Consider the following 14,177-nt stretch of genomic DNA (forward strand, 5'->3'; position numbering starts at 1 on the left):
ATCTCTTCTTATCTTTACACTAATCTCTATTATAACAAAATATAACCTAATATGTGAATTCTTATCTGTCAAGACAGGAAGTTTTTTTGATATAATTCCATTATCTCTCAAATAAAGAGAAAAGGATGCAAGAAAACTAATCACTAGTTTTCTTGCATCCTTTTATAGTTCGACATTTTTATTTATTCAAATACTCAAACGCATATTGCGCATATAATTCTGCACCAATTTCCATTGCATCTTCATCCACATTGAAACGACCATGATGGTGCGCCCATTGTGTATCTTTTTCCGGATTTCCACATCCTACTAAAGCAAAGCAACCAGATGTATGCTCAGTAAAATAGCTAAAATCTTCTCCACCAGTTGTTGGCGGTTCCTGAATAAGTGCCGCCTCACCAAAGTTTTCTTTAATGATCTCTTGAGCAAACAAAGCATCTTCTTCATCATTGATCACCGGAACCGTTCCATAATTATACTCTAGCGTTGCAGTACCGCCATACATCAGCGCAGTTTGCTCTGCATAACGTTTTAGCGCTTTTTCTACACGATCACGTGTCTCAAGGCTAAAGCAGCGGACAGTCCCTTCTAATCGCGCATTTTCAGCAATAACATTAAAACGAGTTCCCACATCCATTTTACCAACTGTCACCACCACTGGATCTAATGGATTCGTTTCTCTAGAGACCACACTTTGAACATTCATGACAAATGCTGAAGCCATCACAGCTGCATCTACACAAGCATCAGGCATTGCACCATGACCGCCACGCCCTTTAAAATCAATCGAAAAAATATCTGCAGATGCAAATGATGATCCAACTACACAAGAGGCTGTTCCAGAAAGCATTTGCGACCAAATATGAATGCCAAAAACATCATCTACTCCATCGACAGCACCTTGAGCAACCATTGCTTTGGCTCCTTGTGCATTTTCTTCTGACGGTTGAAAAATAAAACGAACCGTTCCTTTAAGTTGTGCTTGCACTTCTTTCAACGCTTTAGCTGCCGTCAACAACATCGCTGTATGCGCATCGTGTCCACAGGCATGCATTTTACCGTCTTCCAATGATTTATAAGGAATATCCTCTGTCAATTCTTGCACAGGTAAGGCATCCATATCCGCACGTAATGCAACTGTCTTACCTGGATTTGCCCCAACCAACTCAGCGATTATTCCTGTCGGTTCTGTTTTTCGATACGGAATTTCCAACTGATCTAAGACTTCAGCAACTTTCTCTGTTGTTCTGAATTCTTCAAATTGTAATTCGGGATGTTGATGTAAATCTCTTCTAAAATCAATCATTTCCGCTTTATACTTTTGAACCAACGTTTTTAATTCTTTCATTTTATTCCCTCATTTCTATAAACTCAATAAAATACTTGAAAATATTCCAGCTAGGATAACAGACACAATGGTAACGGTTATAAAGCCAGCAACTAACATCGGTGGCATCATATGACTTGTTAGAGCTTCTTTCTCTTTCTCATCTTCTGTCAACGACTGAATGACTTCATTAGTAATGATATAGTCAGCAGGAAAGCCATATAATGCTGTTAATGAAACAGCAAAAGCCATTTCCTTACTAACGCCTAATATTCTTCCAACAACAGCTGAAAAGACATACATGCCGATAACACCAATCACAATAATACCAACCATCGGCAAAAGTAGTTCTTCCAGCATTTCAGGTGTGGCTTTTTTTAAGCCATCAAAAATAAATAACATCAACCCTAAAATTGCGAAGCCAAAACTATTGGCTTTTTTTAGTGGCTGTTTCTCTAGAAACCCCAGTGAAGAGGCAACAACACCAAAGAATAAGCAAAGTACAAAAGGACTAATGGATACAAATGGTGCGCACCAAACTGAAACATAATAAGCCGCTAAAGCTACGAGTGCTAACCGAAAGATTCTCGAAAAATCAGTATGGTATTTCTTTGGAATCTTTTTAAATAATTGAGGTATATCTTCATCAATTCCTGCTGTCTGTTGGTCTTCTTGTTCATGAACTGGGACCCATTCTCCGCTACGGTACTTTTCAAGCATCCGCTTCCCTTCTTTTTTCAACATGATCGACGTTAACGGATACCCCGCAAAGCCTTGCATCACGTAGATCAAAATGGCTAAGACCGACAATGAGGTAAGTCCAGCTGTTTGAGCTGCCTCAGACATGATCAGCGATGATACCACACCGCCAACTAATGGTGGAACTGCTACTAAAACGGTTTTAAGATCAAAAATCAGTGAGCCTACCGTTAATAATAAGACCACAATCCCCAAAATACCTGAAAGAGTAATGACAATTGTTTTCCATTGGTTGGTTAACTCTTTGATTGATAATAACGTCCCCATATTCGTAATCAACAAGTACATCAACAAGGTTGCAACTACTGGTGGAATTCCCGCAATTTCAACAATATTCTCTGGAAAAAAAGTCCAATAACCAATAATAAATAATACCGCACAAACAAAAACAGATGAGATCCATGCTTTGGTCTTGCTAGATACTGCATCTCCAATATATAAAATAGCCATCAACAACGTAAAGGCAGTCATTTGCGCCATAATACTCCCCCTTTATAATTTTTTATTTATCAGAAAATTCCGACTAATGAAAGTATACTAAAGATTACACTCAGATGCAATAAGATAACAAAAAAGAGTAATAGTTAAAAGTTTCCTTCTTTACCTATTTTTACTCAAATTTATGTAAAGGATAAAACAATGCTACTAAATCTATTTAGATACAAAAAAACTTACAACAAAATATGTTGTAAGACAAAAAAATACACTTTAAAATATGATGAGTGCTTCCCTGTCAAACCAAGTTTGACAGGGAAAGCGTTGAGCTAGACTAGGAGTCGCCTCCAACATCATAACACTCTAAAAGAATCATCTATAAAGTGACGGTATAGTTTGATTATTTAACAAATTCGATAATTACCATTGGTGCTGCATCTCCGCGTCTTGGTTCTGTCTTCAAGATACGAGTGTAACCACCTTGGCGTTCAGCGTAACGAGGTGCAAGGTCATTGAATAACTTTTGTAAAGCTGATTCAACAACGATTTTTTCGTCTTCTTCACGAACGCTAGCAACTTCATTACGTACAAAAGTAGCTGCTTGACGACGAGCATGAAGATCTCCACGTTTGCCTAAAGTAATCATTTTTTCTGTAGTCGAACGAATTTCTTTCGCACGAGCTTCAGTCGTAACGATGCGTTCATTGATAATTAAATCAGTAGTTAAGTCACGCAACATTGCCTTACGTTGGCTTGATGTGCGTCCTAATTTACGATAACCCACGTTGGTTTTCCTCCTTCGTAAAAAGTATTAATCGTCTTTACGTAAGCCTAAACCTAAATCATGTAGTTTTAGTTTAACCTCTTCAAGAGATTTACGACCTAAATTACGTACTTTGATCATTTCTGGTTCAGATTTATTTGTAAGTTCTTGTACAGTGTTAATACCTGCACGTTTTAAACAGTTATATGAACGAACAGACAAGTCTAGTTCTTCGATGGTCATTTCTAGCATTTTTTCTTTTTGTGTTTCTTCTTTTTCAACCATGATTTCAGCGTTTTTCGCTTCATCAGTAAGGTTAACAAAGATGTCTAAATGCTCCGTCATAATCTTAGCAGCTAAGCTAAGGGCTTCTTGAGGAATGATTGAACCATCAGTCCATATTTCCATTGTTAATTTGTCAAAATCATCACGACGACCAACACGAGTGTTTTCTACTTGGTAGTTCACACGACGAACTGGTGTATAGATGGAGTCAACAGGGAGAACACCGATTGGCATATCTTCCTTTTTGTTTTCGTCTGCTTGAACATAGCCACGACCAGGTTTCACTGTTAAGCGAGCATGGAAAGTAGCTCCTTCAGAGACACTACAGATAATTAAATCTTTATTCAAGATCTCAACATCGCTGTCGACGATGATATCGCCAGCAGTTACTGTAGCAGGTCCTGTAATATCGATCTCAAGGGTTTTTTCTTCTTCTGCATAAAGCTTTAATGCTAAGCCTTTGATATTCAAAATAATTTGAGTTACGTCTTCTCTTACACCTTTAATAGTAGAGAATTCATGCAACACACCATCGATTTGAATATTGGTAATAGCAGCTCCTGGTAGAGAAGATAATAAAATACGACGTAGAGAATTGCCTAAAGTAGTCCCGTAACCTCTTTCCAGTGGTTCAACGACGAACTTGCCATAATCTCTATTCTCATCAATTTTTTCGATTCTTGGTTTTTCAAATTCAATCATTCTTATCTATACCCCTTTCAAAACGAAAAGTGTCTTGTTCAATGACGTTCTTAATTCAAACTCAGAATGAGTGGCACTCATTAAACACGACGGCGTTTTGGAGGGCGGCATCCATTATGAGGAACTGGAGTCACGTCACGAATTGCAGTCACTTCTAAACCTGTTGCTTGCAATGAACGAATCGCTGCTTCACGTCCAGAACCAGGTCCTTTAACTGTTACATCAACAGTTTTAAGTCCATGTTCTTGTGCTGCTTTAGTTGCAGCTTCTGCGGCCATTTGAGCTGCAAACGGTGTTGATTTTTTGCTTCCTTTGAAACCTAATGAACCTGCAGATGACCATGCTAAAGCATTACCATGACTGTCAGTGATCATTACAATTGTATTATTGAATGTAGAATGGATATGTGCAATCCCAGTTTCTATATTCTTTTTCACACGGCGTTTACGACTAACTTTTTTTGCTGCCATGAAGATCTAACCTCCTTCACTTAGGAATTATTTTTTCTTGCCTGCTACAGTACGAGCTGGGCCTTTACGAGTACGTGCATTATTTTTCGTGTTTTGTCCACGAGTTGGTAATCCACGACGGTGACGGATACCACGGTATGAACCGATTTCCATCAGGCGTTTGATGTTCAAGTTCACTTCACGACGAAGATCTCCTTCAATTTTTAACTTATCGATTTCCGCACGGATAGCATCTGTTTGTTCGTTTGTTAAGTCACGAACACGAATATCTTCAGATACGCCAACGTTTGCTAAAACTTTTTTAGCAGTAGTGTTACCAATACCAAAAATATAAGTAAGGGAAATTACTACACGTTTATCACGAGGGATGTCTACTCCTGCAATACGAGCCATTCTACGTTACACCTCCTATTATCCTTGACGTTGTTTATGTTTTGGATTTGCTGGGCAAATGACCATAACACGTCCTTTACGGCGAATTACTTTACAATGCTCACACATTGGTTTTACTGATGGTCTTACTTTCATGATAATACCTCCCTGAATTTTACGGAGTACAATTATTTAAAGCGATAAGTGATTCGACCACGAGTTAAATCATATGGAGATAACTCTACAGTTACTTTATCTCCAGGTAAAATTCGAATGTAGTGCATACGGATCTTACCGGAAACAGTAGCAAGAACTTGGTGTCCATTTTCTAGTTCAACTTTAAACATTGCATTCGGCAAAGTTTCGACGACTGTACCTTCGACTTCAATCATATCTTCTTTAGCCACGCACAGTACCTCCTTGTACTTGTTTCGCATTTTCACACGATAAAATGGCGGAAACTTCAGCCCCCACCTAGAATTTTCAATTAAACCTCTACAAAAAGGTAGAAGTCGGACTGATATATTCTATCATAAACTATTCTATTTGGCAAGAGAATCTGAATCAAACACAAATGGTAAGCTTGCGGCTAATCAGAAAACTATTTTTTTTCAATGATTTCTTTCACTTCTGAAAAAACAGTATCGATCTCGCGATTCCCATCTATTGTATGCAATACGTTTTTAGCCTTATAAAAGTCTAAAATCGGTGCACTGCTTTTGATGTTGACTGCCAGACGGTTTTTGACCGTTTCAGGCTTGTCATCTTCTCTTTGATAAAATTCATGTCCGCCGCAACGATCACATGTTCCTTCTACGGTAGGAGGATTGAAGATTTTATGATAAGTTGCACCACATGAGCGGCAGATAAACCGACCAGCTAAGCGTTCAACCAAAATTTCTTCTTCAACATGGATGTCGATGACAGCATCAATTTTTTTATTTAATTCTGTTAACATTTTATCTAATGCTTCTGCTTGATCCAAAGTCCGTGGAAAACCATCTAATAAAAAACCTTTATCAGTATCAGGTTCTGCCAAACGTTCTTTGACAATTCCATTTGTTACATCGTCTGGAACCAAAGCACCTTTATCGATATAAGATTTCGCTTCTAAGCCAAGAGCAGTTTCGTTTTTCATTGCAGCACGGAACATATCTCCTGTAGAAATATGAGGAATACCATAAGTATCCACAATCTGTTCTGCTTGAGTTCCTTTGCCTGCTCCAGGCAATCCCATTAAAATGAGGTTCATTTCATTTCCTCCTAATTTTAAAGGCTGGCTTTTGAAGCTAGCCTAGCGAGAGTTAAGGTCGCGACGGAAGTGTCTAGCTCCGAGAAATAAGAGGGAATTCACAAAAATTGAAAATTTTAGTGAACTTCAGATTATTTCCGAAGGAGCTGCTTCTGTCCCGCCGTTTATGTGCTGAGGGATAAATCCTCAACACACGACTCTTACTTATTGATAAAGCCAACATATTGACGTTTCAACATTAAACCTTCTAATTGTTTCGCTGTTTCTAAAGCAACACCAATCACAATCAGTAAGCTTGTTCCTCCTAGACCGATAGATTGCGGTAACTTCCAAATCATTTGTGCAATGATTGGTAGTAATGCAACTAAACCTAGGAATATAGAACCGACAACACTTAGTCTCATTAACATTCCAGAAATATATTCTTCTGTCCCTTTACCTGGTCGAACGCTTGGAATATAACTTCCTTGTTTTTGCAAGTTTTCCGCTAATTTCTCAGGGTTAACTTGAACAAACGCATAGAAGAATGTGAAAGCGACGATCAGTACAGTATAAATAATCGCACCTGGAACGGTATTGTAACTAAAAATTTGTGTCATTATATCATACCAACCTTCACCAGAATAGCTCTTAGAGAAGGCTTGTAAAACGGCATTCGGCGTTGCGATCAATGAACTAGCAAAGATAACTGGGATAACACCGGCAGCATTCACTTTTAACGGTAAATAACTACTTGTTGGTGCACCAGAAACGCGTTTTGTATATTGGATCGGAATTTTTCGTTCTGCTTGCTGGAAAAATGTTACTAATGTAACAACAGCTAAAATTGCAATAATCAAGATCACAATAAAAATCACAGATTGCCAAATTCTAGAAGATTCAATATTGATAAAGTAATCATCAATGATTTCTTTGATACCTTCTGGTACACGAGAAATAATCCCCGCAAAGATAATCATTGAAACCCCATTTCCAATTCCTTTTTCAGTAATTTGCTCTCCCAACCATGTAACAAACATTGTTCCACCAGTTAAAATCACAGCGATCATCACAAACGTGCTCATGTTAGGATTTTTTACGATCCCAGCACTACTTAGACTTTGAAATCCAGCAGTAATCCCAATAGATTGAGCAATACCCAAGAAAATCGTTAGATATCTTGTTGCTTGATTCAATTTCTTACGTCCGACTTCACCTTGCTTCGACCATTCTACAAATTTTGGAACGATATCCATTTGTAATAGTTGAATGATGATGGATGCAGTAATATATGGCGAAACCCCCATCGAAAAGATGGAGAAGTTTTGCATAGCACTACCGCTGACCATATTCAACATATTTAAAAATGGTAAATTGCTTAAGTCTTGCAAACCTTTTGCATTTACGCCAGGTACAGTTATATGCGCACCTAAACGAAATACAAAAAGAATGAATACAGTAAACAAAATTTTTGATCTAATGTCTTTGACTTTAAAAGCATCTTTTAATAGTTTAAACATTAGATCACCTCGATTGTTCCACCAGCTGCAACAATTGCTTCTTCTGCTGCTTTAGAGAATTTAGCTGCTTTCACAGTTAATTTTTTAGTTGTCAATTCACCGTTAGCAAGAACTTTGATTCCAGCTTTTTCGTTTTTCACGATTCCAGCTTCGATCAAGCCTGCAGGTGTAACTTCAGTTCCATCTTCGAAACGATTTAAGACATCTAAGTTGATGACTGCATAATCTTTACGGTTGATGTTCGTGAAGCCGCGTTTTGGTAAACGACGGAATAATGGAGTTTGACCCCCTTCAAATCCTAGTCTAACACCACCGCCTGAACGAGCTTTTTGCCCTTTTTGTCCACGGCCGGCAGTTTTACCATTACCAGATGAAGTACCACGTCCAACACGGTTACGTACTTGGCGTGAACCTTCAGCAGGTTTCAATTCATGAAGTTTCATTGGTTTGGCACCTCCTTAACAATGTACTATTGTAAATTAAACTTCTTCAACGTCCACTAAATGTGACACAGTGTTGATCATACCTTTAACTGCTTCGTTAGCAGGTTTCACAACAGAGCTGTTTAGTTTACCTAAACCTAATGCTTTAACTGTATCTTTTTGGTTTTGAGGACGTCCGATAACGCTGCGTTTTAATGTAACTTTTAATTCAGCCATTATTTTGTCCTCCTTATCCTAAGATTTCTTCTACAGATTTACCACGAAGTGCTGCCACTTCTTCGGCACGTTTTAATTGTTTTAACCCTTCAACTGTTGCGCGAACAACGTTGATTGGTGTGTTTGAACCTAATGATTTTGATGTAATATCTGCTACACCAGCTAATTCCAATACGGCACGAACTGGTCCACCAGCGGCTACCCCAGAACCTTCTACTGCAGGTTTCATAAGGATACGGCCACCACCGAATACCCCAATCACTTCGTGAGGGATACTAGAACCAACCATAGGCACTTCAACTAAGTTTTTCTTCGCGTCTTCGATTGCTTTACGGATTGCTTCTGGCACTTCTTGTGCTTTACCAGTCCCAAAGCCAACGTGACCGTTTTTATCTCCCACAACAACTAATGCTGCAAAGCGTAGACGACGTCCACCTTTAACAACTTTCGTTACACGGTTGATAGAAACCACGCGGTCTTCTAATTCCAAGTGTTTTGGATCAATATAAACCATGAATGGTGTTCCTCCTTCTCCTAAAATTCTAGTCCATTTTCACGCGCTGCTTCAGCTAAAGCTTGCACGCGGCCATGGTAAAGGTATCCACCACGGTCAAAGACTACTACTTTAACGCCTTTTTCAGCGGCACGTTCAGCGATTAATTTACCAACAGCTGCGGCTGTTTCTGTTTTGTTTCCACCTGAAATTTCTTTATCTAAGGCAGAGGCACTTGCTAGCGTTACACCCGCTACGTCATCAATGATTTGCGCGTAGATGTTTTTGTTAGAACGGAATACGTTCAAGCGTGGGCACTCAGCAGTACCAGAGATTTTGTTACGTACACGACGATGTCTCTTTTGGCGTGTTTTGTTTTTATCTGGTTTTGTAATCACAATTGTCACCTCTTTGTATTTGCTAGCTCTTAAGCTGCGATAGACAACGGATCGTTATTTTTCAAACGAAGTTGAAAAATAACTCTCAAGCTGCTATTATTTACCAGTTTTACCTTCTTTACGACGTACGAATTCGCCAACATAACGGATTCCTTTGCCTTTATAAGGTTCTGGAGGACGAGTACCACGAATATTTGCTGCTAATTCACCAACGTGTTCTTTGTTAGCGCCTTTTACAACTACTTGTGTATTCGAAGGTACTTCTACAGTTACACCAGCTGGTGGTGTAATTTCTACTGGATGAGAATACCCAACGTTAAGAACTAATGTAGTCCCTTGCATTTGAGCACGGTACCCAACCCCGATAAGTTCAAGACCTTTTTCAAAGCCTGTACTTACACCAACAACCATGTTGTTGAAGTTCGCACGAGTTGTTCCGTGGATTGTTTTCATGTCTTTGCTATCATTTGGACGAGTGAATGTTACTTCATTTCCTTCGATATTCATTGTGATATCAGCAGAAAATTCACGTGTTAATTCACCTTTAGGTCCTTTTACAGTAATGTTGTTTCCTTCTTGTTTGACTTCGACGCCAGCAGGAAGTACAACGATTTTATTACCAATACGGCTCACTTAGAGACACCTCCTTGTGTGTTTTTTTAAATTACCATACGTAGGCGATTACTTCGCCGCCGATGTTTTTAGCTCTTGCTTCTTTATCAGTTACAACACCTTCAGAAGTAGAGATAATCGCGATTCCTAGACCATTCAATACTTTAGGTACTTCGTCAGATTTGACATAAGCACGTAGACCTGGTTTAGAGATACGTTTTAAGTTTGTGATAACACGTTCTTCGTTTTTACCGTATTTAAGGAAAACACGAATCACGCCTTGTTTGTCATCTTCGATATATTCTACATCGCGTACAAAACCTTCACGTTTCAAGATTTCAGCGATATCACGTTTGATTTTTGACGCAGGCACTTCTAAGCTTTCATGTTTAACCATGTTTGCATTACGAATGCGCGTTAGAAAATCTGCAATTGGATCTGTCATGACCATTGAACTATTTACCTCCTTTATGCGAGTTTACTTGTTTACCAGCTAGCTTTCTTCACGCCGGGAATTTGACCTTTATAGGCAAGTTCGCGGAAGCAAATACGGCAAAGATGAAATTTACGATAAACTGAATGTGGACGTCCGCAACGTTCACAACGAGTATACGCTTGTGTTGAATGTTTGGCAGGGCGTTTGTTTTTAGCAATCATTGATTTTTTAGCCACGTAGTTCGCCTCCTTTTATTATTTTTGGAATGGCATACCTAATTGTGTCAACAATTCACGAGATTCTTCATCTGTGTTTGCTGTAGTTACAATAACGATGTCCATACCGCGTACTTTATCTACTAAATCATAATCAACTTCTGGGAAGATTAATTGTTCTTTAACACCTAAAGTATAGTTACCACGTCCATCAAAAGCTTTTTTGCTTACTCCGTGGAAGTCACGTACACGAGGTAGAGAAACAGATACTAATTTATCTAAAAATTCGTACATTCTTTCTCCGCGTAAAGTAACTTTCGCACCGATTGGCATGCCTTCACGTAAACGGAAACCAGCGATTGATTTCTTAGCTTTCGTGATCAATGGTTTTTGACCTGTGATCAATGCTAATTCTTCAACTGCTTTATCTAAATTTTTTGCGTTTGAAACAGCATCGCCCACACCCATGTTAATAACGATCTTATCAACTTTTGGTGTTTGCATAACTGAACTATAATTAAATTTTTCCACTAATGCTGGAGTAATTTCTTTAATATATTTTTCTTTCAGGCGGTTCATTTAGTAAGCCCCTCCTTCCTTTTAATCTATTTATCTAAGACTTCACCGGTTTTTTTAGAAACACGGACTTTTTTACCATCGACTTCTTTGTAACCTACACGACCAGCTACACCTGTTCCGTCAATCACCATTACATTAGAAACATGAATCGGCGCTTCGACTTCTAGGATTCCGCCTTGCGGCGCTGCTTGATTTGGTTTTTGGTGTTTTTTCATGATGTTAACACCTTCAACGATGACTTTGTCTTTTTTAGGAAACGCTGCTAATACAACGCCTTCTTTATTCTTGTCTTTGCCAGTGATAATTTTCACTTTATCGCCTTTTTTAACAAACATTACTGTTTCGCACCTCCTTTGATACGTGTCCTGATTATAATACTTCTGGTGCTAGAGAAACGATCTTCATGAAGTTGTTTTCACGTAATTCACGTGCAACAGGACCGAAGATACGAGTTCCACGCGGGCTCTTATCATCACGAATAATTACAGCAGCATTTTCATCAAATTTAATGTATGAACCGTCTGTACGACGAGCTCCTGATTTAGTACGAACGATAACGGCTTTTACGACTTCACCTTTTTTGACAACCCCACCTGGCGTTGCTTGTTTAACCGTAGCAACAATCACGTCACCAATGTTAGCAGTTTTACGTCCAGAACCACCTAGTACTTTAATCGTTAAGATTTCACGAGCACCTGAGTTATCTGCGACTTTTAATCGGCTTTCTTGTTGGATCACGATGTGTATCCCCCTTTCAGATTTTATGTTTCAATCTATATAGGAAAATCTCGTTTTTATTAGATGACAACTGCTTCTTCGACTACCTCTAGTAAACGGAAACGTTTTGTAGCTGATAATGGACGAGTTTCCATGATTCTTACGATGTCTCCAACTTTTGCAGTGTTGTTTTCATCATGAGCTTTGTATTTCTTAGAATATTTCATACGTTTACCGTAAATAGGATGGTTTTTCTTTGTTTCTACGACAACAGTGATAGTTTTATCCATCTTATCTGAAACAACACGACCTTGGTAAACTTTGCGTTGATTTCTTTCTTCAGTCATACGCGTTTGGCCTCCTTCCACTATTAGTTAGCTTGTTCACGCAATACTGTTTTGATGCGTGCAATCGATTGACGTACTTCTTGAATACGTGCAGTGTTTTCTAATTGACCTGTTGCTAGTTGGAATCTAAGATTAAATAATTCTTCTTTGAATTGCTTTTCTTTTTCAAGCATTTCGGCAGTGGTTAATTCTCTGATTTCTTTAACCTTCATTCGATTCACCACCCATTTCCTCACGTTTTACAATTTTGGTTTTCACCGGTAATTTGTGGGATGCAAGGCGAAGTGCTTCACGAGCTACTTCTTCAGGTACGCCTGCGATTTCAAACATGATCTTGCCACGTTTAACTGGTGAAACCCAGCCTTCAGGAGCCCCTTTACCTTTACCCATACGAACACCAATTGCTTTACTTGTGTATGATTTGTGAGGGAAAATTTTAATCCATACTTTCCCGCCACGTTTCATATAACGAGTCATAGCAATACGGGCAGCTTCGATTTGACGGTTAGTAATCCAGTGAGATTCAGTTGCTTGTAAACCCCATTCACCAAATGCTACTTCTTTTCCGCCTTTGGCTTCACCACGCATTTTACCTCTAAATTCACGACGGTGTTTTACACGTTTAGGTACTAACATGATTATTTCCCTCCTTTCTCAGTGTTTTTTTTCGTTGGAAGAATTTCTCCACGGTAAATCCACACTTTAACTCCTAATTTTCCGTAAGTTGTGTCTGCTTCTTCCCATGCGTAATCAATATCAGCACGCAAAGTGTGAAGTGGAACTGTACCTTCAGAGTAACCTTCTGAACGAGCGATATCAGCACCGTTTAAACGACCTGATACTTGTGTTTTGATTCCTTTAGCGCCTGAACGCATAGTGCGTTGGATCGCTTGTTTTTGAGCACGACGGAAAGCAACACGGTTTTCTAATTGACGTGCAATTCCTTCGCCTACTAATTTTGCATCTAAATCTGGTTTTTTGATTTCAATGATGTTGATATGAACTCTTTTGCCAGTTAGTGAATTTAATGATTTTCTTAGGTTTTCGACTTCAGATCCGCCTTTACCGATAACCATACCTGGTTTAGCTGTGTGGATTGAAATGTTCACACGATTTGCAGCGCGCTCGATCTCAATTGTAGACACAGCGGCATCAGCAAGTTTTGTCGCGATAAATTTACGGATTCTTAAATCTTCGTGTAAGAACTCAGCATACTCTTTTTCAGCATACCATTTTGCATCCCAGTCGCGGATGATGCCTACACGCATTCCAATTGGATGTACTTTTTGACCCACTGATTGTCCCTCCTCTTATCTTTTGACACCTATTTATTAAAATAAATAGGTTTCATCTTGAGGTTCGGTATCCATTAACTCTAAGTGCTAAAGCACTAAAAATAATGGTCCTCCTCTTAATCTTTTAAGGTTTGGCAGCCATTATTTCAAAATGCCAAAGCATTAAGAATAACGGTTCCTCCTCTTATCAAGTGACATCTGTTTAAAACAGATTATTTTTCTGATACGACTACTGTAAGATGACTTGTACGTTTGTTAATTGGTGATGCTGAACCTTTTGCACGTGGACGGAAGCGTTTCATTGTTGGTCCTTCGTTGACAAATGCTTCAGATACTACTAAGTTTTCAACGTCTAAGTCAAAGTTATTTTCTGCGTTAGCAACTGCTGACATTAAAACTTTTTCAATGATTCCAGCAGATTTGTTTGGCATGAATTTCAAGATAGAAATTGCATCCGCAACGCTTTTACCTCTGATAAGATCGATTACTAAACGGGCTTTACGAGGTGAAGTGCGAACTGTTTTTGCAGTTGCCTTAGCTGATGTAATTTGTTCTGACATTT

Annotated in this window: 25 protein-coding genes; all 25 read right to left on the bottom strand. The window is 38.8% G+C overall.

Annotated elements, in window-relative coordinates:
* Positions 1–178: 178 nt before the first annotated feature.
* The 25 genes from ATZ35_RS03075 to rplV all read right to left on the bottom strand — a co-directional run bounded on the left by ATZ35_RS03075 (position 179) and on the right by rplV (position 14,175).
* Positions 179–1,348, bottom strand: coding sequence for a M20 family metallopeptidase (locus tag ATZ35_RS03075; RefSeq protein ID WP_208929470.1), 1,170 nt, complete (start codon positions 1,346–1,348; stop codon positions 179–181).
* A 15-nt stretch (positions 1,349–1,363) separates the two neighbouring features.
* Positions 1,364–2,566 (bottom strand): hypothetical protein, encoded by a 1,203-nt coding sequence (locus tag ATZ35_RS03080; protein WP_208929471.1) that lies wholly within the window; start codon positions 2,564–2,566, stop codon positions 1,364–1,366.
* A 355-nt stretch (positions 2,567–2,921) separates the two neighbouring features.
* The gene (gene rplQ / locus ATZ35_RS03085; RefSeq protein WP_010761666.1) at positions 2,922–3,305 is read right to left on the bottom strand and encodes a 50S ribosomal protein L17; all 384 of its coding nucleotides are present in this window, start codon (positions 3,303–3,305) and stop codon (positions 2,922–2,924) included.
* A gap of 27 nt (positions 3,306–3,332) precedes the next feature.
* On the bottom strand, positions 3,333–4,271 hold the full coding sequence (locus tag ATZ35_RS03090) for a DNA-directed RNA polymerase subunit alpha (RefSeq protein ID WP_010761667.1): 939 nt from the start codon (positions 4,269–4,271) through the stop codon (positions 3,333–3,335).
* An 80-nt stretch (positions 4,272–4,351) separates the two neighbouring features.
* The gene (gene rpsK, locus ATZ35_RS03095; protein ID WP_010761668.1) at positions 4,352–4,741 is read right to left on the bottom strand and encodes a 30S ribosomal protein S11; all 390 of its coding nucleotides are present in this window, start codon (positions 4,739–4,741) and stop codon (positions 4,352–4,354) included.
* A gap of 27 nt (positions 4,742–4,768) precedes the next feature.
* On the bottom strand, positions 4,769–5,134 hold the full coding sequence (gene rpsM, locus ATZ35_RS03100) for a 30S ribosomal protein S13 (protein ID WP_010766211.1): 366 nt from the start codon (positions 5,132–5,134) through the stop codon (positions 4,769–4,771).
* An 18-nt stretch (positions 5,135–5,152) separates the two neighbouring features.
* The gene (rpmJ, locus tag ATZ35_RS03105) at positions 5,153–5,269 is read right to left on the bottom strand and encodes a 50S ribosomal protein L36 (RefSeq protein WP_002288710.1); all 117 of its coding nucleotides are present in this window, start codon (positions 5,267–5,269) and stop codon (positions 5,153–5,155) included.
* A 32-nt stretch (positions 5,270–5,301) separates the two neighbouring features.
* Positions 5,302–5,520, bottom strand: a complete 219-nt coding sequence (gene infA / locus ATZ35_RS03110) for a translation initiation factor IF-1 (protein WP_002356224.1) — start codon at positions 5,518–5,520, stop codon at positions 5,302–5,304.
* Positions 5,521–5,714: 194 nt separating this feature from the next.
* The gene (locus ATZ35_RS03115; RefSeq protein ID WP_010766212.1) at positions 5,715–6,365 is read right to left on the bottom strand and encodes an adenylate kinase; all 651 of its coding nucleotides are present in this window, start codon (positions 6,363–6,365) and stop codon (positions 5,715–5,717) included.
* A 200-nt stretch (positions 6,366–6,565) separates the two neighbouring features.
* Positions 6,566–7,864 (bottom strand): preprotein translocase subunit SecY, encoded by a 1,299-nt coding sequence (secY, locus tag ATZ35_RS03120; protein WP_208929472.1) that lies wholly within the window; start codon positions 7,862–7,864, stop codon positions 6,566–6,568.
* On the bottom strand, positions 7,864–8,307 hold the full coding sequence (gene rplO, locus ATZ35_RS03125; protein ID WP_069635452.1) for a 50S ribosomal protein L15: 444 nt from the start codon (positions 8,305–8,307) through the stop codon (positions 7,864–7,866). Before rplO ends, secY begins: the two co-directional genes overlap by 1 nt.
* Before the next feature lie 36 nt (positions 8,308–8,343).
* Positions 8,344–8,523 (bottom strand): 50S ribosomal protein L30, encoded by a 180-nt coding sequence (gene rpmD, locus ATZ35_RS03130; protein WP_010770629.1) that lies wholly within the window; start codon positions 8,521–8,523, stop codon positions 8,344–8,346.
* Positions 8,524–8,536: 13 nt separating this feature from the next.
* Complete coding sequence (gene rpsE, locus ATZ35_RS03135) at positions 8,537–9,037, bottom strand: 30S ribosomal protein S5 (protein ID WP_010761674.1); 501 nt, start codon at positions 9,035–9,037, stop codon at positions 8,537–8,539.
* A 20-nt stretch (positions 9,038–9,057) separates the two neighbouring features.
* Positions 9,058–9,414 (bottom strand): 50S ribosomal protein L18, encoded by a 357-nt coding sequence (rplR, locus tag ATZ35_RS03140; protein WP_010761675.1) that lies wholly within the window; start codon positions 9,412–9,414, stop codon positions 9,058–9,060.
* 96 nt (positions 9,415–9,510) lie between these two features.
* On the bottom strand, positions 9,511–10,047 hold the full coding sequence (gene rplF, locus ATZ35_RS03145; protein WP_025869795.1) for a 50S ribosomal protein L6: 537 nt from the start codon (positions 10,045–10,047) through the stop codon (positions 9,511–9,513).
* A 31-nt stretch (positions 10,048–10,078) separates the two neighbouring features.
* The gene (gene rpsH, locus ATZ35_RS03150; protein ID WP_010761677.1) at positions 10,079–10,477 is read right to left on the bottom strand and encodes a 30S ribosomal protein S8; all 399 of its coding nucleotides are present in this window, start codon (positions 10,475–10,477) and stop codon (positions 10,079–10,081) included.
* A 35-nt stretch (positions 10,478–10,512) separates the two neighbouring features.
* Complete coding sequence (locus ATZ35_RS03155) at positions 10,513–10,698, bottom strand: type Z 30S ribosomal protein S14 (protein WP_002356214.1); 186 nt, start codon at positions 10,696–10,698, stop codon at positions 10,513–10,515.
* Positions 10,699–10,716: 18 nt separating this feature from the next.
* Entirely contained in the window at positions 10,717–11,256 is a 540-nt protein-coding gene (gene rplE, locus ATZ35_RS03160; RefSeq protein ID WP_010770625.1) for a 50S ribosomal protein L5, read from the bottom strand.
* A 26-nt stretch (positions 11,257–11,282) separates the two neighbouring features.
* Positions 11,283–11,591, bottom strand: a complete 309-nt coding sequence (gene rplX, locus ATZ35_RS03165; RefSeq protein WP_010761679.1) for a 50S ribosomal protein L24 — start codon at positions 11,589–11,591, stop codon at positions 11,283–11,285.
* Positions 11,592–11,625: 34 nt separating this feature from the next.
* A complete protein-coding gene (gene rplN / locus ATZ35_RS03170; protein WP_010766218.1) occupies positions 11,626–11,994 on the bottom strand; it encodes a 50S ribosomal protein L14 in 369 nt (122 codons plus the stop codon).
* Positions 11,995–12,053: 59 nt separating this feature from the next.
* Positions 12,054–12,320, bottom strand: coding sequence for a 30S ribosomal protein S17 (rpsQ, locus tag ATZ35_RS03175; protein WP_010766219.1), 267 nt, complete (start codon positions 12,318–12,320; stop codon positions 12,054–12,056).
* 23 nt (positions 12,321–12,343) lie between these two features.
* Positions 12,344–12,532 carry a 50S ribosomal protein L29 gene (gene rpmC / locus ATZ35_RS03180; protein WP_010761682.1) on the bottom strand — a complete coding sequence of 63 codons (189 nt, stop codon included), beginning with the start codon at positions 12,530–12,532 and terminating at the stop codon, positions 12,344–12,346.
* On the bottom strand, positions 12,522–12,956 hold the full coding sequence (gene rplP, locus ATZ35_RS03185) for a 50S ribosomal protein L16 (RefSeq protein WP_002356208.1): 435 nt from the start codon (positions 12,954–12,956) through the stop codon (positions 12,522–12,524). The genes rpmC and rplP overlap by 11 nt, the downstream gene beginning before the upstream one ends.
* Before the next feature lie 2 nt (positions 12,957–12,958).
* On the bottom strand, positions 12,959–13,615 hold the full coding sequence (rpsC, locus tag ATZ35_RS03190; RefSeq protein WP_010766221.1) for a 30S ribosomal protein S3: 657 nt from the start codon (positions 13,613–13,615) through the stop codon (positions 12,959–12,961).
* 212 nt (positions 13,616–13,827) lie between these two features.
* Positions 13,828–14,175 (bottom strand): 50S ribosomal protein L22, encoded by a 348-nt coding sequence (gene rplV, locus ATZ35_RS03195; RefSeq protein ID WP_010761685.1) that lies wholly within the window; start codon positions 14,173–14,175, stop codon positions 13,828–13,830.
* Positions 14,176–14,177 lie beyond the last annotated feature (2 nt).

The sequence above is a fragment of the Enterococcus rotai genome (assembly GCF_001465345.1).
GTDB classification, from domain to species: Bacteria; Bacillota; Bacilli; order Lactobacillales; family Enterococcaceae; genus Enterococcus_L; species Enterococcus_L rotai.